Below are 22,305 nucleotides of genomic sequence, written 5' to 3'. Positions count from 1 at the left end.
AACTTGAAGTTGAGAAAAAAGACTCAAGACTCTGATTCGGTCTTCTTCCCCGCCAGCATGGCCAAAAAGTCATATTTCTGTTGTAACTCTTTCTCCGCCGCCGCATACAACATGTCTGCCACTTCCGGCTGTTGGGCATTTAATCTTCTGAACCGCTGCTCATTATTGAGCGTATCGGTCAGCCCGCCGGATGGCGGTCTGGAATCGAGAGTCAGTGCCGGTTTACCTTCTTCCACGCGACGCGGATCGAAGCGGTACAGCGGCCAGAAACCGGTGGTGGTCAGTTGTTTCATCTGGTCGTGGCTGAGCGCCAGATCATAGCCGTGTTCTTCACACGGGCTGTACGCAATAATCAGCGACGGCCCCGGATACGCTTCGGCTTCCTGTATAGCTTTGACGGTCTGGTTAAGCTGGGCACCGAGCGATATCTGCGCGACATACACATGACCGTACATCATCATGCTCACCCCCAGATCTTTGCGCGATTTGCGTTTACCCTGCTCAGCGAATTTCGTGACTGCGCCGAGCGGGGTGGCTTTCGATTGTTGTCCGCCGGTGTTGGAATAACATTGTGTATCGAGCACCAGTACGTTGACGTTTTCGGTCAGACTCAGCACATGATCCAGCCCGCCGAAACCAATGTCATAAGCCCAGCCGTCACCGCCAATCAGCCAGATGGATTTGTCTACCAGATAATCCGCATCCGTTGATAACTGACGCGCATCCGGTGTGCCGATATCTGCCAGAATTTTACGCAACGCCGTGACATGTCCGCGTTTCACTTCCGGTGCGGAGGTGTCATCGCGCAGTCCGCCGAGCACGTCAGCCGGAATATGCTCTTCCAGTGAAGTCAGCAGACGCAGCACGCGGCGGCGATGCTGATCAACGGTCAGGCGGAAGCCCAGCCCGAACTCGGCGTTGTCTTCAAACAGAGAGTTTGCCCATGCCGGACCACGGCCATCAGCGTTGGTGGTGTAAGGCGTTGAGGGCAGATTACCGCCATAAATAGAGGAACAACCGGTGGCATTAGCGATCAGCAAACGGTCGCCATAAAGCTGAGTCAGCAGTTTGATGTAAGGTGTTTCACCACAGCCTGAACAGGCACCGGAGTACTCAAACAACGGGGTGATCAACTGAGAGGTGCGGATATCAATACGTTCCAGCGTGGTTTTATCAATTTCCGGCAGTTTAAGGAAGAAATCGTAACTGGCGCGTTCTTCTTCAAGATGGGTGATGCGATCCGCCATATTAATGGCTTTGACCGACGGATCCTGACGGTCTTTCGCCGGACAGACTTCAACGCACAGATTACAGCCGGTGCAGTCTTCCGGTGCGACCTGCAAGACATATTTCTGACCGCGCATGTCGCGGGATTTCACATCCAGCGATTGCAGCGCAGACGGGGCGTCTGCCATAAATTCCGGCTGAACCACTTTGGCGCGGATCGCCGAATGCGGGCAGGCGGCGACACAGTGATTGCATTGCGTGCACAAATCCGGCTTCCAGATCGGCACTTCTTCGGCAATGTTACGTTTTTCCCATTGGGTGGTGCCGGTCGGCCAGGTGCCATCCGGCGGGAAGGCCGAGACCGGCAGCGCATCGCCAAGACCTGCCAGCATAGTGGCAGTGACGGTTTTGACGAAATCCGGTGCTGCGTCGGACACAATCGGCGGACGTTTGCGGGGATTTTCAGGAACAGGTTGCAGCGGCACGGCGACCAGTTCTTCCAGCGTGGCGGCCAGCGCCATCCAGTTGCGGGTCACGATCTCTTCACCTTTGCTGCGGTAACTGCGGGCAATCGCGCCCTGCAATTCTTTCAGCGCGTCATCGCCCGGCAGAATCTGTGTCAGGTGGAAAAACGCCATCTGCATGACGGTATTAATGCGTGCACCAAGTTTACATTCGCGGGCGATTTTGGCTGCGTTAATCACATAGAAACGCGCCCCGCGCTCAAGCAGTGTGGCCTGTACTTCGAGCGGTAAACGTGACCAGACCTCACCGGCGCTGAACGGGGTATTGAGCAGGAAAATGCCCCCCGGACGCAGACGTTCTGCCATCTGGTACAAATCGATAAACTGCCACTGATGGCAGGCGACAAAATGCGCCTGACTCACCAGATAGGCGGATTTGATCGGCTTTGTACTGACGCGCAGATGCGACACCGTCAGGCCACCGGCCTTTTTAGAGTCATAAACAAAATAACCCTGTGCGTACATTGGCGTGCTGTTGCCGATAATCTTGATATTGTTTTTGGTGGCCGACACGGAACCATCGCTGCCCAGCCCGTAGAACAGGGCTTCGAGCGACGCGTGCTGTGGTAACTCTTCTTCTGCGACCGGCAGCGACAAGCCGGTGATGTCGTCATAAATGCCGACGGTAAAACGCGGGCGCGGCTGGCTGAGTGACAGTTCACGGAACACGGCGAGCACGCAATCCGGCCCGAATTCTTTTGAGGATAAGCCGTAACGGCCGCCGGTCACTTTTGGCAGTGAATCACGTTCGCCACGCGAATACGCTTCCGCCAGCGCAGTCATCACATCAAGGTATAACGGTTCTGCCAGCGCACCCGGTTCTTTGGTGCGGTCAAGCACGGCAATGCTTTTTACCGTTTGCGGCAGCACAGATAACAAATATTCAGCGCTGAATGGCCGGTACAGCCGCACTTTCAGCACGCCCACTTTCTCGCCGCGGGCCATCAGGGTTTCAATCACTTCTTCTGCGGTGCCGATCCCGGAACCCATCAGCACAATCACCCGTTCAGCCTGCGGATCACCGATATATTCGAACGGCTTATATTCACGACCGGTGAGGGCAGCAAAGGCCTTCATCGCGTCGATAACGTGCTGGCAGGTAGCATTGTAATAAGGATTAGTGGCTTCACGGGACTGGAAATAGGTGTCCGGGTTAGCCGAGGTGCCGCGGATCACCGGATGATCCGGTGACAGCGCGCGGGCGCGGTGGGCGTCAATCTGCGCCTGCGGCAACATCAGCCGAAGGGTGTCATCACTGAGCGGCGCAATTTTGTTGATTTCGTGTGAGGTACGGAAACCATCGAAGAAATGGATAAAGGGTACGCGGCTGTTGAGACTGGCAACCTGAGAAATCAGCGCAAAATCCTGCGCTTCCTGCACGCTGGCCGCAGAGAGCAGGGCGCAGCCAGTCTGGCGCACGGCCATGACATCAGAATGATCACCAAAAATTGACAAAGCATGGGTTGCCACGGTACGCGCCGCCACATGCAGCACAAACGGCGTCAGCTCACCGGCCAGCTTGTACAGCGTCGGGATCATCAGCAACAGACCCTGCGACGACGTGAACGAGGTTGACAGTGCGCCGGTTTGTAACGCGCCATGGACGGTAGAAATCGCACCGGCTTCCGACTGCATTTCCATGACGGCCGGGACATCGCCCCACAGATTTTTCTTTCCTTCGCCTGACCAGGCTCCCGCAATTTCGGCCATGGTTGAACTGGGCGTGATCGGGTAGATAGCAATCACTTCATTGGTGCGATAAGCCACGGAAGCGACTGCATTATTACCATCAGTGGTGATCATGGAATACCTTTTGCTTTGCTCATAATGGCGGCCAGCGGAAAAGTCGTTTTGCTGGCGAGAATGTTAAAAGCTTAGCAGAGGCCGGATTAATCGATTTATCCTGATTGTGTGCAGGGCTATTTCAGCTGGTATTTGAAGTGGTTACGCAATGACCACAGGCACTGGGATTATTATTAGCCGCTGTGCTTCAACCGGTTTGAGACAGCGGCTAAATAGGGTACAGAAGAAATGCCCGAGGGGATTAATTAATATCGATACGTTTTATTCCTTTCACCGACATCAGCGCTTCATACAATTTATCCACACTTTGTTTCGGCCGCAGGATCACATCCAGAACCAGTTCACATTTACTGTCATCTTCGTCGCGCTGATTAATTTTGATATGGCCCGGACGAATTCGCATTTTTTGTAACTCCAGTAACACCACCGGCACACTTTCCGGCAGCAGACGTATTTCAATTAAATGGTGATGTCCGACCCAGTGGTTGCTGATCTGGCGGAAAACCTCCAGCACAATTAATGTCATGAACGCGCCATAGATGCCGATTTCATAGAGTCCGCTACCTATCACCAGCCCGATGGCGGCGGTCACCCAGAGTCCGGCCGCGGTGGTTAAACCTTTCACAATCTGTTTCTGAATAATAATGGTTCCGGCGCCAAGGAACCCCATGCCACTGACCACCTGTGCCGCCACACGGCTCGGGTCAAAGCTGACGTGAGTTTGCATCAGAATATCGGCAAAGCCGTATTTCGATACAATCATAAACATAGCGCTGCCAATCCCTACCAGTATATGAGTACGCAGACCGGCCTCTTTGGCACGTAACTGACGCTCAATACCAATTAAGCCGCCCAGGGCACCGGCGAGGGCAATACGAAGTAAAAAGTCTGTCAGCATACAAGCTCCTTATCATTATATTTTCCAGACAATGCAGGGGAAAAAGTGGTTAATTACTGTTAATTTTATTAGCCAAAGAAATAACCCGTAGAAATAAAATGTGTCTGAGTGTTTAAATTTAAGATTATTTTAGGAAAAAGTTGATGTTATTTTACTGAAGGGCTCGACTCAGGCGAAAAACGTCGGATATGATGGCGACTCGCAAAAAAAACCGTCATATTCAGGAGCAGTACAGATGATCACTGCGTTTCGCGTGTTACTGGCCGCCGGTGTGCTGGTGTTAGCCGCATGCAGCAGCCATGACGATTCGGCTGATGTTCCCCAAAAAGGTAACAGCGTTAATATCGGGCAACGTACCGTGAACATGGACAGCCCGGCCTATGCAGCCTGTTCAATGGCGGGCGGGCAATTACGGATGGCGCCGCAACTCGATGGCAGCCGCGTCGGTATGTGTTCGCTGGCCAACGGTCGCCAGTGCTCGGAAAGTGCTTTGATGCAGGGCGTGTGTAAAGCCTGATAATCGCCAGACAGCCGTCTGGCGTTTTTGCATTTAACGCGGCAGCAAATTGCCCGTTTACATCCGGTCTTTCAAACGATAAACCAACTGGTGTTTGCCCTGGGTGAGGGTCAGCTTGCTATCCTGCAAGGTGAGCGCCGCACCGTTATTGAGCACATCACTGATCACATGATCCCATTTATTCAGGTTTTCATCCGGGCATAACATCATGGTGGATGCGAGCCCTTTTACGGTCAGTACATTATTATGCAACTGACCCTGACCCAGGAAGTTATTACACATTTTGCCGGATATGTGCATGTTTGAGCCAAATTCAATTTCCGGAATGCGTCCTTGCGCAGCAGGGACAGTCTGCCCATCTACGCTCAGCAACTCAAAACGGTGATGCTGCAGATCAGTCTGTTTAACGCCAGTGTTCTGATTCATGCTGCAAGCCCCCAGAGTTATTGCGGCGGCCAGAACAAACAGTGACTTTTTCATCTTCTCTCCTGAGAAATATTCCTTTGGTGCTTGCCATGTCGATACATTCAACTGACTTATGCGATATTTTCTGGAGCATTATAGCGTGAATGAATGAGAATTTTAAGCCCTTAACTCCCTCGCCTGCGAAGGGGAAGGAGCTTAAAACCTTGTCCGTCTTTATCCCGTCATCTTCCCATCATAAAAACGTCATTTTAGCCCGCTAGGTTATGCCCATCATGGTTCAGAGAGATGCATCGCGGCATGAGCTTTTTATCACTCCGTCATATCCGGAAATCCTGGGGAACAAAAATTGCACTCAATGACATCAGCTTTGATGTGGAAGAGGGTGATTTTATTGCCTTACTCGGTCCCTCAGGCTGCGGAAAATCGACATTACTACGGACCATTGCCGGGCTGGAAACAGCAGAAAGCGGCACGTTATATTTTCAGCAATCTGATGTCACCACGCTGACGCCTTCTCAGCGCAAGCTGTCGATGGTGTTCCAGTCTTATGCATTATTCCCGCACATGAATGTTCGCGAAAATCTGCTATTCGGATTGCGCGCACGCGGTGAAGACAAGCGGCATTTTGCGACGCGGCTGGCGGATGTCAGCAAGCTGATGGAACTGGAACCTCTGCTCGACAGGTTACCTGCGCAGCTTTCCGGTGGTCAGCAACAGCGCGTGGCGCTGGGCCGGGCGGTGATCGCCAATAACAGGCTGTGCCTGATGGATGAGCCGCTGTCTAATCTTGATGCCAAACTGCGCCAGAGTATGCGCCGCGAAATCCGTGCAATTCAGAAAAAGCTCGGCCTGACCTTGTTATATGTCACCCACGATCAGACAGAAGCGATGAGCATGGCCGACAAAATCATCCTGCTCAACGACGGCTGTATTGAACAGCACGACACGCCGGATAACCTTTACAACAACCCGACCAGTATTTTTGCCGCACAATTTATTGGCGCGCCGCCGATGAATATTCTGCCGCTCGAACGCCGCGGGCAGCATCACTATCTTGCCGGTACGCCGTTGCCCGTGGTGGAAAACTTTAATGAAAACGATCTGAGTCTTGGCCTGCGAGCCGAAGATATTCAGCTGATTTCGCCTGAACACGCCAGTTTGACCGCGCAGGTGGTCAGCCATGAATACATGGGGGCAGATACCCTGGTGGCCTGCGCACTGACCGGCTATCCGGCGCTGCTGACAGTGAAAGTTGCGGGCATGAAACGTTTTGCCGACGGCCAGAGAATCGGGCTGCAATGGACCACGGGCGCACAATATTTTTTCATCACAGCAGACGGAAAACGCTGCTTCCACGCTGAGCAATCCTGTTTGCAGTCAGATCAGAGAGTTGCCGTGTAGTTGTCATTTTTTGCAGTTATTTATTTTTCTGACTCATACAACGCCTATTGCCGAAGGGAAAATTATGTCTATTGTTCACCGTTTTTCACGTCTTGCTACCGCCGTTCTGCTCATCACCAGCACCTCTGCTTTTGCAGCAGATCCGGTGAAACTCCAAATGTATTACCCGATTGCTGTCGGTGGGAAAATCAGTCACACGGTGGATACGCTGGTGGAAGATTTCCAGAAAACGCATCCTGATATCAGCATTCAGCCGGTCTATACCGGTGATTACGCCACGACGGTCACCAAAGCGCTTACTGCATTTCGTGGCGGCAATGCTCCGCAAATCGCGGTAATCGGCGATATCGAAGCATATTCCCTGATCGACGCGGGCGCGATTTTGCCAGTCAGCGATCTGGCGAATGACGCGGACGGCAAACAATGGATCGACGGTTTTTATCCGGCCTTTATCCGCCATATTCAGGGCAAAGTGTGGAGCATTCCGTTCCAGCGTTCGACGGTCGTGTTGTACTGGAATAAACAGGCGTTTGAGAAGGCCGGTCTGAATGGCGACACACCGCCTGCCAGCTGGCAGCAGGTGGTCGATTTCGGTAAAAAACTGGTCGTACATGACGGTTCTCAGGTGAAGCAGTGGGGCATTGAAATTCCTTCCACCCCAAACGGTTACTGGAATTTCCAGGGGATTGCAGCCACCAACGGCGGCCATCTGGATAATGGTAAAGGTACGGCGGTGACTTTCGACACGCCAGCCAACGTAGAAGCCCTGCAATGGCTGACTGATCTGGCGCAGAAGGAAGCGGTTTCGCCGAAAGGTACTATTGCCTGGGGCACCACGCCGCAGGACTTTATCGACGGTAAAACCGCGATGATGGTCACGACCACCGGCAACCTGACTACCGTGCGTGAAAATGCCAAATTCCCTTTCGGCGTAGCGATGCTACCGGAGAAAACGCAGCGTGGCAGCCCGACCGGCGGTGGCAATCTTTACGTCTTCAAAAACACTACGCCGGAACAACAGAAAGCGGCGCTGACGTTTATCCGCTGGGTTTCCGCTCCGGAGCAGGCCGCGCGCTGGAGCATCGCCACCGGGTATGTCGCGACATCGCCTGCCGCGTGGGAAACCCCGGTCATGCAGGATTATGTGAAACAGGTTCCGCAGGCACTGGTGGCCCGCGAACAGCTGAAATATTCACAGCCGGAACTTTCAACTTATAACAGTGTGCAAATCCAGGAACTGATGAACCACGCGATTGAAGCTGCCGTCACGCAGGCAAAAACGCCAGCCGAGGCGCTGAGTTCGGCGCAGAAACAGGCTGACCGGCTGCTGAAACCTTATCAGTAAGGATAAAAAGGAACAGCATGAGCACATTTCACGCGGTCCTTCCGGCCACCCGCACACGCGGGTTGTCATTACAACTTTATGGCTATCTGTTGGTGTTGCCTGCTTTAGGATTTCTGCTGTTATTTACCCACTATCCGGCGCTGGCAACGGTATGGGAAAGCCTGTTCAGCGCTGCCCGCAGCGGGCATCCGGCGCAGTTTGTCGGACTGGATAACTACCGTGCGCTGCTCGATGACGATGTGTTTATGTTGTCATTACGCAATAATTTACTGTACGCCCTGATCACCATTCCGCTGTCCGTCGCGATTGCGCTGCTGATGGCGCTGGCGGTAAACCGCCGTCTGCGGGGGAATGCTCTGACCCGCGCCGCTTTCTTTATTCCTTCGCTGTTACCGATGGTGGCGATTGCCAATCTGTGGCTGTTTTTCTATACGCCTCAGCTCGGTTTGCTTAACAAAATGCTGGCGTTGTTTTCGTTGCCAGCGGTCAACTGGCTGGGCGAGCCGGGTACGGCACTTTACAGCCTGATGGCGGTTTCAGTCTGGCGTGAGGCCGGATTCTTCATGATTTTCTATCTGGCCGCATTACAGCAAATCGACCCGCGACTGGCTGAAGCGGCACAAATCGAAGGGGCATCGCGCCGCTATTTCTTCCGGCGGGTGCAGTGGCCATTGCTGATGCCGACCACATTATTCGTGCTGATCAACGCCTCGATGAATGCCTTCAGGATTGTCGATCAGGTGATTGCGATGACCAACGGCGGACCCGACAACAGCACCAGCTTGCTGCTGTTTTACATTTACCGCACGGCATTCAGTTACTGGGATTTACCGGCCGCGTCGGCAATGACTGTGGTACTGCTGGTGATCCTGGCCGTTATCGCGCTGATTAAATTCAACCTGCTGGATAAAAGGACGCACTATCAGTGAAACCATTTTCTTTCAGCCGTCTGATCCTGAATTTCACTATCTGGCTGGCGGCGTTACTGTGGTTTTTACCGGTGCTGGTCGCGGTCTGGGTGGCTATTCATCCGGCATCGGTGCAGGGCAGTTTTTCACTGTTTGCGCCGCTCACTTTGCAGAATTTCATTAATGCCTGGCAGGCGGCACCGTTTGCCCGCTACTTTATGAATACCACCTTGCTGGTGCTGATGATTGTGGTCTGTCAGCTGATTCTGGCAACACTGGCAGCGTATGCCCTGGTGCGGTTTAAACTCAAAGGTGCCGGGCTTATCTTCGCGCTGATCCTGCTGCAACTGATGATAAGCCCCGATGTGCTGATCCTGAATAACTACAAAACCATTGGTGCGCTCGGGTTGCGCGATACGCTGGCGGGCATCGCGCTGCCGTATTTTGCCTCGGCGTTTGCCATTTTCCTGCTGCGCCAGACGTTTAAAAGTATCCCGCTGGTACTGGAAGAAGCGGCGGTGGTGGAAGGTGCCAGCCGGTTTTATATCCTGCGCAAAATCTACATTCCGCTGGCGAAACCGATCTACGTCGCCTTCGCGCTGGTATCCGTCAGCTTCCACTGGAACGATTTCCTCTGGCCGTTAGTGATCACCGATTCAGTCAAAGTGCGGCCGGTCACGGTCGGATTGCAGTTATTTTCTGCGCCGGAGCAGGGCGTGCAATGGGCGCTGATCAGCGCCGCCACCCTGATGACGGTGTTACCGCTGCTGGTGCTGTTCCTGATATTTCAGCGTCAGTTTGTTCAATCTTTTATGCGGGCAGGGATCCGGTAAGATCCCGACAGGAGAATATTATGACCGTGTCCACGTTATCCCCTTTATTATCTGAACGGCAGGAACAGGCACTGGGCAATGTCAGTTCGCTCTATCAGTTGCCGGAAGTCCACGACGCGCTGGTCAATGGCGCAAGGCTGCGCTTCGGGCTGATTGCTGACCCGCAATACGCCGATGCTGAACCAGAGAAAATCCGTTACTACCGCAACAGCCTGAATAAACTGGCCACCGCCATCAATGAGCTTAATGATCTCAAACTCGATTTTGTCGTCACCCTTGGCGATCTGGTGGACAGAGACTGGAGCAGTTTTCAGGCCGTTCTTGCCCGTTATGACGCGCTTCGTCACCCGCATGCGGCGGTGATCGGCAACCACGACGCACAGGTTATTTCCGAGCATCTCGGGGCGCAGAAACCGGCCCTCGGCTTACCGAAAAGTTATTATTCCTTCAGTTTGCCGGGTTATCGTTTCCTGATCATCGACGGTAACGACGTCAGTTTGTACTGCAACCACGCCAATGGCGATGACCGTCAGTTAGCGGAATATATGCTGGCAGAACTGACCGAATGCCAGCAGTCACAGGCGCAGCCGTGGAACGGTGCTGTCGGGCGGAAACAACTTGAATGGATTGAGAAAAATCTGCATGAAGCGCGTGAGCAGCGCGAGGCCGTACTGGTTTTCGGTCATTACCCGCTGACACCGGTTAACAGCCACAACTTGTGGAATTGCGAAACGCTGGTGGAATTGCTGTGCCGTTACGACGTTCGTGCTTACTTCGCCGGCCACGATCACCGGGGTGGCTACGACCGTGTGGATAATACGGATTTTATTACCCTCAAAGGCATGGTCGACGGGGAAAGCAGCCTGCCATTTGCCTCGGTCACGTTGGCTGATGATGTGCTGACCCTCACCGGTTACGGCACGGAAATCAGCCGGGTGCTGAGTCGCTGAATGCGCTTCGGCAGTAATGCTAAAAGAAAAGGCTCACCTGAGTGAGCCTCAGACACCTGACCGGATAATGCGATCAGAGCAGATTCGGGCAGGCCACCCCTTTCGCCAGCTGATCAATATTCATCAGTGTGGTTTCTGAAATGCTGGTCAGCGCGTCGCTGGTCAGGAAGGCCTGATGGCCGGTGAACAGCACGTTGTGGCAGGACGACAGGCGGCGGAAAACGTCGTCAAGGATCACTTCATTAGAATTATCCTCGAAGAATAAATCGCGTTCATTCTCGTAAACGTCCATACCCAGCGCGCCGATTTTTTGCTTTTTCAGGGCATCGATAGCGGCGGTGGCATCCAGCAATCCGCCACGGCTGGTGTTGACGATCATCACACCGTCCTTCATTTTAGAGAACGCTTCTGCGTTGAGCAGATGATGATTTTCCGGCGTCAGCGGGCAGTGCAGGGAAATGACATCAGATTCTGCATACAGCGTATCCAGATCAACATATTCCGCACCGAGCTCCAGTGCCAGCGGGCTTGGATACGGATCAAACGCCAGAATGCGCATGCCGAAACCTTTCAGGATACGCATCGTAGCCACGCCAATTTTACCTGTACCGATAATACCTGCGGTGCGCTGATACATATTAAAACCGATCAGGCCTTCCAGCGAGAAGTTGGCTTCACGTGTGCGCTGATAAGCGCGATGGATGTGGCGGTTAAGACACATCATCATACCCACTGCATGCTCGGCCACCGCTTCCGGCGAATAGGCCGGTACGCGGACAACGGAAATCCCCAGTTCTTTCGCGGCGTCTAAATCGACATTGTTAAAACCCGCGCAACGCAGGGCCAGCGTTTTTATCCCCAGAGACGCCAGTTCCTGCAGTACTTCGCGGCTGCCATCGTCATTAACGAAAAGGCAGACTGCATCGGCACCTACCGCCGTTTTCGCCGTTTGCGGGGTCAGCAAAAAATCGAAAAATTCCAGTTGATAGCCATAGTGTTCGTTGACCAGTTCCAGATATTTCCGGTCGTAATTTTTAGTACTGTAGACAGCCACTTTCATGGTGTTTCTCCGCAGTGAGTTTGAATCTCTGGCGAAATGCTTTCTGCATGTTTTATAAGGAATAAACAGTTTCAGAAACTATTCGCAATATGTTACCAAACTAGCAGAGCGCAGGAAGGCAGACAATTTATCCTGTGCTATTTGATTCAGGCGTCCTGGCATTCCTGTCATCAGTTATTACGCTAATTATGATATCTTGCGGGCGTTTAGACCTTTTAGTGAAGCATAAGACAAGGCAAGTCATGAGGAACGGACTAAAGAAAGGCGCGCAGATACTCCTGAGTATAGTGGTGATTATGGCGCTGCTGCTGTGGGTGTTATGGAAAACTGTGCCGCGCTGGTTACCGGTTATCGCCAGCCACTGGCTGCCTGGCGGAACACAACTGGTGCTGAAGGGGACGCCGCGCTGGTCCGGCGGTAATCTGCAATTGCCGGGCCTGCGCTATCTGGCCGGCGACTGCACCCTTGCAACGGCGCGAAATGCCCGTCTGAGTCACGACACCGGTCGCTGGGCGCTGAAGCTCGATGCACTGACGGTCGACACCGCCTGTCTGGCAAAACTGCCCAAAAACGACAGTCAGACAACGTTTTCCCTCTCAGACATTCAAAACATGCTGCCTGCCGGCAGCGTCAGCATTGGTCAGCTTTCCGTAACGCCGTGGCAACGTTACGCCGCCAATGTTCAGATCACCAATCTTGACGGCGTACAGCATCTGTCGGCCAGCGGCGATGCCCTGAAACTTGAGGCCGAACTTGACGGCAACCTTCAGCTTGCCATCCGTTCATTCAGCCTGACACCGCCGGGCAGCCCGCAGCCGGTGATGCTCAGCGGTAAACTGCTGCTTCCGGCGAATCTCGATCAGTTGCCTGAATCCGGCGAACTGCATGCCGAAATGCAGACGGCACAAGTGCCTCAGCCGCTGGATATTACGCTGAGCTGGCAGACAACCGAAGGCATACTGACGCTGGCCGAAAAGGGCAGCGATAAGCCTCTGGCGATGCTGCCCTGGAAACTGAACAATAATGAATTACAGATCACGCAGGGACAATGGCGCTGGCCTTATGGCACACAACCGCTGGCCGGGGGCGTAAACCTGACGCTCAGCGACTGGTCACCGGCGTTTGATCAGACCAACATCACCGCCCGGCTGAACGTGCTGACGCAGGGCCACAACGGCAAGGCCAACGTGGTACTGACACTCGGGCCGGGACGTATCGGTTTACTCGACAGCGATGTAGGCTTTCGCCTGACCGGTCAGGCAAATCTCCAGGCCACGTCCCTGAGTGCGTCATTGCCCGGTCAGCTCAGCGGATCGCTGCTGAACCCGACGCTTTCGTTGCGCAGTGGTTCGCTGTTACGTGCATGGGGTAAGCCGACGCCGGAACTGACCATCAGCGATGCGCGATGGCCGCTGGCAGGGGTCAAAGTGTCCGCAGAGGGCGTGAGCGGGCCGTTACAGGCGATCCTGAAAGCCCGTCACCGTTTCTGGGGCGCGTTTGATCTGCATCTCAGCGGCAAGTCGCTGGCATTCTGGCCGGATGTCGGACTGTGGAATTTCAATTACTGGGGCAATGGCCATCTGCCGCCACTCAATGGCCGCTGGGACATGTCCGGCAAAGGCCAGTGGCATGATAATCTGATCAGCATTAATTCGCTCTCGACCGGCTTTGACCGCCTGCATTACGGGCTGGTGGATGTCGATGCCCCACGTCTTACGCTTGTACACCCTTTACTCTGGAAACGTCCGCCCTCCGCCCGCTTCAAACCGCAGTATCCTGATATGCCGACGGCATTTAAGGGGGACATCAGGCTGGTGGCCAGGAAGATTTCGCTGGCGAACGGAGGCTACCTGCCGCCTGCCACGCTGGCGTTACAGCTCAGCGGCGACAGTCCGGACAGTTTCATGATGCGCGGGATGCTGGATGCCAAACCGATCGGCCCGATCCGACTCAACGGACGCTGGGACGGCGAAAGGCTGCGCGGTGAAGGCTGGTGGCCGAAACAACAACTGACGGCATTCCAGACGCTGCTCACACCCGATCTGAACATCAAATTACGTGAAGGAACCTTCTACGCACAGTCGGCTTTTTCGGCTGCCCGTGGTCAGGGGTTTGTGGCCGGTGGCCACTGGGTGGTGAAAAACGGTGGCTTCTGGATGAAAGACGGCGACCTGAGCGGGCTGGATTTCAGCCTGCCGTACCGCCTTCAGGACCAGGTCTGGCAGCTTGGCGTGAAAAAGCCGGTGACGCTGCGTATCGGCGAAGTGAATAATCTGGTCAAAATGCAGAACGTGACGGCCGATTTACAGGGGCATTATCCGTGGAGTGAACAATCGCCGCTGACCCTGAGCAATCTGGGCGTTGATATGTTGCGCGGCCATCTCAGCCTGTCGGCGCTGCGCATGCCGCAACATGATGCGGCAGTGCTGAAGCTCGAAAAAATCAATCTCAGCGAACTGTTTACGGCGCTTAAGCCTAAGCAACTGGCGATGTCGGGGGTGATTTATGGTGAGCTGCCGCTGTATGTGGAAAATCCGCAATGGATCATTCATAACGGCTGGATCAAAAACGACGGCAGCCTGACGCTGCGCCTCGATCCGCAGTTTGCCGATGCCATGGCCAGCGGTAATTTCGCCAATAGTATGGTAATTGGCCTGCTGCGGTATCTGGAAATCAGCCGTTCCGATGCGCGGGTCAGCCTGGATAATCTTGGTGTGCTGACCATGAAGGCCAAAGTTGACGGCGTGAATTACACCGACACGACGCACGGTGGCAACAAAGAAAAACGTGAAATCGTCCTCAATTATTCCCATGAGGAAAATATCTATCAGCTTTGGCGCAGTTTGCGTTTTGGCGACAATCTTCAGGAGTGGCTGCAACAGCAGATGTCTTTGCCTGCTGATGCGCTGTCAAAACGTCCGCCCGCAGCGGGACAGAAAAAGGATCCAACAGTGAGGAAGGAACAATGAAATTGCGACTTGTCGGCCCGGGCATGGTGCTTTGCGTAATGATGCTCAGCGGCTGTGTGCCACGTATCGAACTGGCCGCGCCGAAAGAGCCGATCACCATCAACATGAACGTGAAAATTGAACACGAAATTCATATTAAAGTGGATAAAGATGTGGAAGATCTGCTGAAAAATCAAAGTGATTTATTCTAGGAGCACGTATGTCCGGGCTATTTATCAAAAAGAACGGCATTAAAAAAATCAGCCTGATGTGGCTGATCAGCGGATTACTGTTTTGCAGCCAGGCATTCGCGTTAACGCTCAGTGAAGCCAAACAGCAGGGGCGCGTGGGTGAAACGCTGTCTGGCTATCTGGCTCCGCTTAAACAGGACCCGGAAAGTGTCGCACTTGCTGTAAAAATCAACGACGCCCGCAAGCAGCAATACACCCAAGTTGCGCGGGACAACAACGTCAGCACCGAGGATGTGGCTAAACTGGCCGGGCAAAAACTGGTCGCCAGAGCCGGTAAGGGCGAATATGTCCGGGGCATCAACGGGCAGTGGTTGCAAAAGTAAACGGGGGAAACACAGGGCAAAAAAAAGCGCGCCTTTCAGCGCGCAATAGCTTTATCACAACATCATCTGAGCGGAACGGACAGATTCTTAAGTGAATGGGTGCTCAGATTGTGATAACGATAATTATGCGGCAGACAGTTCTTTGATAGCGGCATCGATTGCTGTTTTCGCATCAGCCTGCGCTTTTGTGGCGACTTCAGGACCGTATGCGATGCCTTCCGCGTAAACGAACTCTACGTCGCTCATGCCCAGGAAGCCCAGGAACAGCGACAGGTATGGCGCAACCAGGTCACTCGGGGTGTCTTTATGGATGCCACCACGGCTGGTCAGAACGATAACACGTTTACCTTTCACCAGGCCTTCCGGGCCTTTCTCGGTGTATTTGAAGGTCACACCGGCACGTGCCACCAGATCAAAATAGTTTTTCAGCTGGGTAGGAATGTTGAAGTTGTACATGGGTGCCGCGATCACGATCACGTCATGCGCCTGCAATTCTTCAATCAGGGTATTGGACAGCGCCAGGGCTTCTTCCTGACGTGGTGTCAGCGGAGCATCGGATGGACGCAGTGCGCCAACCAGTTCACCGTCAAGTACCGGGATCGGATCAGCAGCCAGGTCACGAACTGTTACGGCAGAACCGCTGTTTGCAGCCTGATACTGCGCAACCAGGTAATCGGCCAGCTGGTTTGACTGAGAGAAGTTAGCCAGAATGCTTGATTTCAGAACGAGTATTTTGCTCATTAGTGAGTTCCTTAACGGTGTGATACATAGGGTATTGGTTTTTATAACCACGATGTCCCCGGAATGGAACTTACTTTATTCACAAAGCTTATTCAGTGATAGCGCAATATTTAGAGACCTATCATCGATTTTTTTGAACAACTTAAAATCCAGGCATCGCACGCCTGTTTTCAGCATGTTCAATCCCTTGTGTTAACATAGACGCAAGCAGGTAAGGCATAAACCTTCCTCATCACCCATTCAGATTCAGCCGGTGGCGGCCCATGTCCTCCGGCTGACATGCAACAAGGAATTGTGAACGTGAAATCACCGCTCGCGGCACTATCAGCGCAGTTAGACGGGCTGATGCTACGTGACCGGCAACGCCTGCAACGTCGTTTGCAGGGTGCCAGAAAGATTGATAAACCCGAAGCACTCGATGCGTTACGTGCTGAGATCCAGACTGCCATCAACGAGAGCCTGAAAAAAGTCAGCGCCCGTGAAGCCTCGCGGCCAAAAATCAGCTACCCGGAAAACCTGCCGGTCAGTCAGAAGAAAGACGATATTTATAACGCCATCCGTGATCATCAGGTGGTGATTGTGGCGGGTGAAACCGGTTCCGGTAAAACCACGCAGATCCCTAAAATCTGTATGGAACTCGGGCGCGGTATCAAAGGCGTGATTGGTCATACCCAGCCGCGTCGTCTGGCCGCGCGTACCGTGGCCAACCGTATTGCTGACGAGCTGGATACCACGCTGGGTAACACGGTCGGTTATAAAGTGCGATTTAACGATCAGATCAGTGAAAACACCCTCGTTAAGCTGATGACCGACGGCATTTTGCTGGCCGAAATCCAGCAAGATCGCATGCTGATGCAGTACGACACGCTGATCATCGATGAAGCGCATGAGCGCAGCCTGAACATCGACTTTATTCTCGGTTATCTGCGCCAGTTGCTGCCCAAACGCCCGGATCTGAAAGTCATTATTACCTCGGCGACCATCGATCCTCAGCGGTTTTCACGTCATTTTAATCATGCGCCGGTCATTGAAGTCTCCGGCCGGACTTATCCGGTTGACGTGCGTTATCGTCCGATTGTGGATGACGCAGATGATGTGGATCGTGATCAGTTGCAGGCGATTTTCGACGCAGTCGATGAACTGGGTCGTGAAAGCATGGGCGACATTCTGATATTCATGAGCGGTGAACGTGAAATTCGTGATACTGCCGATGCACTGAACCGGCTCGATTTGCCGCACACGGAGATTTTGCCGCTGTATGCACGGCTGTCGAACAGCGAACAGAACCGCGTATTCCAGTCGCATTCCGGCCGCCGTATCGTGCTGGCGACCAACGTTGCCGAAACCTCGCTGACCGTGCCGGGCATTAAATATGTCATTGATCCTGGCACCGCGCGTATCAGCCGTTACAGTTTCCGCACTAAAGTGCAGCGCCTGCCGATTGAGCCGGTTTCGCAGGCTTCCGCTAACCAGCGTAAAGGCCGTTGCGGACGCGTTTCTGAAGGTATCTGTATTCGCCTGTATTCTGAGCAGGATTTCCTGTCGCGCCCGGAATTTACCGATCCTGAAATCCTGCGCACCAATCTGGCTTCCGTCATTTTACAAATGACGTCGCTGGGTCTCGGTGATATCGCTGCGTTCCCGTTTGTTGAAGCGCCGGATAAACGCAATATTCAGGACGGCGTACGTCTGCTGGAAGAGCTGAACGCCATTAACAGTGCTGTCGATGGCCGCTATACGCTGACGCCGCTGGGGCGTCAGCTGGCGCAATTGCCGGTGGATCCGCGTCTGGCCCGCATGGTGCTGGAAGCACAGAAAAATGGCTGCGTACGCGAAGTGATGATCATTACCGCCGCGCTGTCGATTCAGGATCCGCGTGAACGCCCGATGGATAAACAGCAGGCGTCTGATGAAAAACATCGCCGTTTTGCTGATAAAGATTCTGATTTCCTGGCATTTGTGAATTTGTGGGATTATCTGAAAGTGCAGCAAAAAGAGCTGTCTTCAGCACAGTTCCGCAAGTTGTGCCGCAGCGATTTCCTCAATTATTTGCGCGTGCGCGAATGGCAGGATATTTATACCCAGCTGCGACAGGTAGTGAAAGAACTGGGGCTGCCGGTTAACAGCACACCCGCCGAATACCGTGAAATCCACTGTGCATTGCTGACCGGTTTGCTGTCGCATATCGGCCAGAAAGATGCCGATAAACAGGAATATACCGGTGCGCGCAATGCCCGTTTTGCCGTCTTCCCGGGCTCCGGATTATTCAAAAAGCCACCGAAATGGGTGATGGTGGCCGAACTGGTGGAAACCAGTCGTCTGTGGGGGCGCATTGCCGCACGAATCGAACCGGAATGGATCGAGCCGCTGGCCAGGCATCTGGCGAAAAGCAGTTACAGTGAGCCGCACTGGGAAAAAGCGCAGGGCGCTGTGATGGCAACGGAGAAAGTGACACTCTACGGACTGCCGATTGTGGCGGCGCGTCGGGTGAATTACGGCACCATCGATCCGGTAGTCTCGCGCGAACTGTTTATCCGTCATGCACTGGTGGAAGGCGACTGGCAGACGCGTCATGCGTTCTTCCGCGCTAACCTGCGCCTGCGTACCGAAGTGGAAGAGCTGGAACATAAATCCCGTCGTCGCGATATTCTGGTCGATGACGAGACTCTCTTCCTGTTCTACGAACAACGCATCGGGCAGGAAGTAGTATCGGCGCGTCACTTTGATACCTGGTGGAAAACGCAGCCGCAGGACAGCCTGAACTTTGAAAAAAGTATGCTGATTAAAGAGGGTGCGGGCAATATCAGCGCCCACGATTACCCGAATTTCTGGCATCAGGGTAACCTCAAGCTGCGTATTACGTACCAGTTTGAGCCAGGTACCGATGCGGATGGCGTGACCGTACATATTCCTTTACCTCTGCTCAATCAGGTGAGTGAGGAAGGTTTCGACTGGCAAATTCCGGGGATCCGCCGTGATCTGATTATGGCGCTGATCAAATCGCTGCCAAAACCGGTTCGTCGTAACTTTGTGCCCGCACCAAATTACGCCGATGCCTTGCTCGGGCGCATCAAACCGTTTGAGATGCCGTTGCTGGATGCGATGGAAAAAGAACTGCGTAAAATGAGCGGCGTGACAGTGTCACGGGAAAGCTGGCAATGGGATCAGGTCCCGGATCATCTCAAAATGACGTTCCGCATCGTCGATGATAAAAACAAAACACTTCGTGAGGGTAAGGATCTCACTGCGCTGAAATCGGGTCTGAAAGAGCAGGTGCAGCAAACGCTTTCTGCGGTGGCTGATGACGGCATCGAACAGCGCGATCTGCATGTCTGGAGCTTTGGCACCTTGCCGGAACGCTATGAACAAAAGCGCGGCGGCTATGAAGTGAAGGCTTATCCGGCGATTGTCGATGAAAAGGACAGCGTGGCAATCCGCCTGTTCGACAGTGAACTGGAACAGCAGCAGGCCATGCTCAGCGGGATGCGGCGTTTGCTGTTGCTGAACATTCCTTCGCCCGTCAAATACCTGCACGAGAAGTTGCCGAACAAAGCCAAACTGGGATTGTATTTTAACCCGTACGGTAAAGTGCTGGATCTGATTGACGACTGCATTTCGTGCGGCATCGACAAACTGATTGCAGAGTCCGGCGGGCTGGTGTGGCGCGAAGAAGATTTTGCCAAATTACATGAGCATGTTCGCGCAAATCTGAATGATACGGTGGTGCAAATCGCCATTCAGGTGGAACAGATCCTGACGACAGTATTCAGCATTAATAAACGGCTGAAAGGACGAATTGATATCACCCTGGCACTGGCGCTTTCAGATATCAAGGCGCAGATGTCCGGGCTGATTTATCGTGGATTCGTGACACAAAATGGCTGGAAACGGTTGCCGGATACGCTGCGTTATTTGCAGGCGATTGAGCGCAGGATGGACAAACTGGCCATGGACCCTCACCGCGACCGTGCGCAGATGTTGAAAGTAGAACACATCCAGCAGCAATGGCAGCAGTGGTTCAATAAATTGCCGCCGGTGCGTCAGCAAAGTGAGGAAGTGAAAGAAGTGCGCTGGATGATTGAAGAATTGCGTGTCAGCTACTTTGCCCAGCAACTGGGTACCCCGTATCCCATCTCGGATAAAAGGATTTTGCAGACGATGGAGCAACTGATTTAACGGGTTCTCAACACTAAGAAACCGCCTTATACCCTCAAAGGCGGTTTTTTTATGTTCTGAAATGGTGATGCTTACGGTTACTGAGCGGGCATCGTTACCGCAGTACTCGCGCTGATTATCCCTGAAGAAAGGGTATTCAGGGCATCGCGGATAGCCGGAACGGCCAGTGCGCGGTTATCGGCCAGATACCGGTCTTTTGCTGCCGGCGCGGAGCTTTGAATTGCGACCAGCGACCAGCCATCGGCGTTTTTCAGCAACAGTGGTGAGCCGCTGTCTCCCGGCAAAGTATCGCAGCGGTGCGATAACACGCCTGGCTGTGCCCATCCGGTGATCAGACAATCCTGATGGACGTACAAATCATCCAGATGATCTTCCGGGTATCCTGCCTGAGTCACTTTTCTGCCTTCCTGTTTTAGCAGAGCGGTCAGATCGTCGCGTGTGCCTTCCCACAATGGCAGGGGTTTAATCGGCAATGCCAGCTGTTCATCCGTCAGGCGAACCAGTGCAAAATCAAACGGCGCCGCCTTAGGCGGAACAATCCAGCCATCGCCATCGGCTTTCAGCTTCTTGCCCAATTTCGGATCGACCAGCGTTTGTAATGCGGTGATCTGATATCGCCATTTCTGATGATGAGAAATGAATCGCAGTGCCACAACTTTGTCTATTTTACCCGGAGGTGCCAGCACACAGTGGCCTGCCGTGAGGACAAGATGTTTAGAAATGAGGGTTGCAGTGCATAAATTGCCGCTCTCGGTTTCAATTTGCCCGATGGCCTGCCATGGCCAGTGCGCCGCAGCGGCCACCGGTATGCGTTGATCGTGGCCAAAGAATAGGGCTGTTTTTTCTTTCAAACTGATTGAAGGTGTGTCGGAATCTGCATCATCAGGAGAGTCTGCATGTACGAGGGGACTGGCGGTAAAACAGAAAAAGCACAAAAACAGCGGTAACGCGATGCGCATAACATTCTGACCTTGAAAACAGGGAGAACCCAGGAAGCCGTTATTATGGAACGATTATAGACGGTTATATTTCGTGGTGGATATATTTGTCCGGTAACTCAGCCTTTTGAGCCGATGACGGGCGTCATCGCGGGGTACTTCAGAAGTAGAAGAACAGGGTGATCAGTCCGCAAAGGATCAGAGAGCACAGGGTGATTTCGAACAGATAGCGGCGCAGCATCTTCCATCAGTACCTCAAGATAGAAAACCGGAGAAAAAAACACCCGGCGAACCGGGTGTTAAATCATCAGTCTTGATAATGGTGAGTAGATACGCTCACAAAGACTTCTTACTGACTACTTATGCTGCTGGTGTTGCTTTTGCAGCCGGTGCAGCTTTTTTAGCGTGTTTTACGTGTTTTTTAGCAGCCTGCGCTTTCTGAGCTACAGGAGCCGCTTTTTTAGCGTGTTTCACGTGTTTTTTGGCAGCCTGCGCTTTCTGAGCTACAGGAGCTGCTTTCTTAGCGTGTTTCACGTGTTTTTTAGCCGCTTGCGCTTTCTGAGCTACAGGAGCTGCTTTCTTAGCGTGTTTTTTGTGTTTTTTAGCAGCCTGCGCTTTCTGGGCGACTTTCTTGTGAGTCTTGTGCTTAGTCACGTGCTTGGCAGCCGGTGCCGGAGCAGCGGTAGTTGCTGCAGCAGCAGGTGCCGGAGCTGCAGTAGTTTCAGCAGCGAAAGCGACAGAAGACAGACCCATTGCAGCGGCTACAACCAGAGCTAATACTTTTTTCATCTTTAATTCCTCAGAATTTTTGTTTAAGTGTCCACCCCACTGCGGGGCCGGTATGAGGAATACTAGGCGTGTCAGGTCAGGTTGTCCGTGAGTGATTGGTTTCGGCGTGTAACGGAATGTACAAAGGAGGGGTTTTAGGAAAATCAATAAGATAGTCTTTCAACTTCAAATTCAACTTCAAAACCGTGGGCGTCGGCCCACACCGACCAGAGACCCGGTAACGCGCGGGCCTCTGGACTCCGCGCTT

General features: G+C 53.3%; 17 protein-coding genes. 10 read left to right on the top strand and 7 right to left on the bottom strand.

Annotated features, from left to right (window positions below; translation table 11 throughout):
* Window positions 1–23 precede the first annotated feature (23 nt).
* Both nifJ and EVX52_RS05365 read right to left on the bottom strand, forming a co-directional pair.
* Window positions 24–3,554: a pyruvate:ferredoxin (flavodoxin) oxidoreductase gene (gene nifJ, locus EVX52_RS05370; RefSeq protein ID WP_129990780.1), complete on the bottom strand. Its 3,531-nt coding sequence runs from the start codon at window positions 3,552–3,554 to the stop codon at window positions 24–26.
* A gap of 241 nt (window positions 3,555–3,795) precedes the next feature.
* On the bottom strand, window positions 3,796–4,452 hold the full coding sequence (locus EVX52_RS05365; protein ID WP_129990779.1) for an MgtC/SapB family protein: 657 nt from the start codon (window positions 4,450–4,452) through the stop codon (window positions 3,796–3,798).
* 235 nt (window positions 4,453–4,687) lie between these two features.
* Between EVX52_RS05365 and EVX52_RS05360 the strand changes: the two genes are divergently transcribed.
* On the top strand, window positions 4,688–4,969 hold the full coding sequence (locus EVX52_RS05360) for a DUF333 domain-containing protein (protein WP_129951175.1): 282 nt from the start codon (window positions 4,688–4,690) through the stop codon (window positions 4,967–4,969).
* Window positions 4,970–5,026: 57 nt separating this feature from the next.
* Here EVX52_RS05360 and hslJ read toward each other — a convergent pair whose 3' ends face one another.
* Window positions 5,027–5,449, bottom strand: a complete 423-nt coding sequence (gene hslJ, locus EVX52_RS05355) for a heat shock protein HslJ (protein ID WP_129990778.1) — start codon at window positions 5,447–5,449, stop codon at window positions 5,027–5,029.
* A gap of 243 nt (window positions 5,450–5,692) precedes the next feature.
* Between hslJ and EVX52_RS05350 the strand changes: the two genes are divergently transcribed.
* From EVX52_RS05350 to EVX52_RS05330, 5 genes are all read left to right on the top strand, one after another.
* Window positions 5,693–6,796 (top strand): ABC transporter ATP-binding protein, encoded by a 1,104-nt coding sequence (locus EVX52_RS05350; RefSeq protein WP_129951177.1) that lies wholly within the window; start codon window positions 5,693–5,695, stop codon window positions 6,794–6,796.
* A gap of 64 nt (window positions 6,797–6,860) precedes the next feature.
* Window positions 6,861–8,141 (top strand): ABC transporter substrate-binding protein, encoded by a 1,281-nt coding sequence (locus tag EVX52_RS05345; protein WP_129990777.1) that lies wholly within the window; start codon window positions 6,861–6,863, stop codon window positions 8,139–8,141.
* Window positions 8,142–8,158: 17 nt separating this feature from the next.
* Complete coding sequence (locus EVX52_RS05340; RefSeq protein WP_129990776.1) at window positions 8,159–9,070, top strand: carbohydrate ABC transporter permease; 912 nt, start codon at window positions 8,159–8,161, stop codon at window positions 9,068–9,070.
* Window positions 9,067–9,882: a carbohydrate ABC transporter permease gene (locus EVX52_RS05335; protein WP_129951180.1), complete on the top strand. Its 816-nt coding sequence runs from the start codon at window positions 9,067–9,069 to the stop codon at window positions 9,880–9,882. Before EVX52_RS05340 ends, EVX52_RS05335 begins: the two co-directional genes overlap by 4 nt.
* Window positions 9,883–9,902: 20 nt before the next feature.
* A complete protein-coding gene (locus EVX52_RS05330; RefSeq protein WP_129990775.1) occupies window positions 9,903–10,832 on the top strand; it encodes a metallophosphoesterase in 930 nt (309 codons plus the stop codon).
* A gap of 73 nt (window positions 10,833–10,905) precedes the next feature.
* Here the strand turns inward: EVX52_RS05330 and EVX52_RS05325 are convergent, their stop codons facing one another.
* Window positions 10,906–11,892 carry a 2-hydroxyacid dehydrogenase gene (locus EVX52_RS05325; RefSeq protein ID WP_129951182.1) on the bottom strand — a complete coding sequence of 329 codons (987 nt, stop codon included), beginning with the start codon at window positions 11,890–11,892 and terminating at the stop codon, window positions 10,906–10,908.
* Window positions 11,893–12,134: 242 nt separating this feature from the next.
* On the opposite strand from EVX52_RS05325, the gene EVX52_RS05320 reads away from it, so the two are divergent.
* From EVX52_RS05320 to EVX52_RS05310, 3 genes are read left to right on the top strand one after another with little or no spacing between them, the layout of a single operon-like run.
* Window positions 12,135–14,861: a YdbH family protein gene (locus EVX52_RS05320; protein ID WP_129990774.1), complete on the top strand. Its 2,727-nt coding sequence runs from the start codon at window positions 12,135–12,137 to the stop codon at window positions 14,859–14,861.
* Window positions 14,858–15,052 (top strand): YnbE family lipoprotein, encoded by a 195-nt coding sequence (locus EVX52_RS05315; protein ID WP_129951184.1) that lies wholly within the window; start codon window positions 14,858–14,860, stop codon window positions 15,050–15,052. Before EVX52_RS05320 ends, EVX52_RS05315 begins: the two co-directional genes overlap by 4 nt.
* Before the next feature lie 8 nt (window positions 15,053–15,060).
* On the top strand, window positions 15,061–15,414 hold the full coding sequence (locus tag EVX52_RS05310; protein ID WP_370278311.1) for a YdbL family protein: 354 nt from the start codon (window positions 15,061–15,063) through the stop codon (window positions 15,412–15,414).
* Between the two features lie 123 nt (window positions 15,415–15,537).
* Here EVX52_RS05310 and EVX52_RS05305 read toward each other — a convergent pair whose 3' ends face one another.
* A complete protein-coding gene (locus EVX52_RS05305; protein ID WP_129951185.1) occupies window positions 15,538–16,155 on the bottom strand; it encodes an FMN-dependent NADH-azoreductase in 618 nt (205 codons plus the stop codon).
* Between the two features lie 300 nt (window positions 16,156–16,455).
* On the opposite strand from EVX52_RS05305, the gene hrpA reads away from it, so the two are divergent.
* Window positions 16,456–20,331, top strand: a complete 3,876-nt coding sequence (hrpA, locus tag EVX52_RS05300; RefSeq protein WP_129990773.1) for an ATP-dependent RNA helicase HrpA — start codon at window positions 16,456–16,458, stop codon at window positions 20,329–20,331.
* Between the two features lie 77 nt (window positions 20,332–20,408).
* Here hrpA and EVX52_RS05295 read toward each other — a convergent pair whose 3' ends face one another.
* Window positions 20,409–21,290 carry a serine protease gene (locus EVX52_RS05295; RefSeq protein WP_129990772.1) on the bottom strand — a complete coding sequence of 294 codons (882 nt, stop codon included), beginning with the start codon at window positions 21,288–21,290 and terminating at the stop codon, window positions 20,409–20,411.
* A 339-nt stretch (window positions 21,291–21,629) separates the two neighbouring features.
* Window positions 21,630–22,058 carry an acid resistance repetitive basic protein Asr gene (gene asr, locus EVX52_RS05290; protein ID WP_129951188.1) on the bottom strand — a complete coding sequence of 143 codons (429 nt, stop codon included), beginning with the start codon at window positions 22,056–22,058 and terminating at the stop codon, window positions 21,630–21,632.
* Window positions 22,059–22,305 lie beyond the last annotated feature (247 nt).

It is taken from the genome of Rahnella sp. CFA14(1/10) (assembly GCF_004195095.1).
GTDB classification, from domain to species: Bacteria; Pseudomonadota; Gammaproteobacteria; order Enterobacterales; family Enterobacteriaceae; genus Rahnella; species Rahnella perminowiae.
The sequence above is the reverse complement of the archived record's forward strand: the minus strand, read 5'-3'. Positions and strand labels throughout refer to the sequence as shown.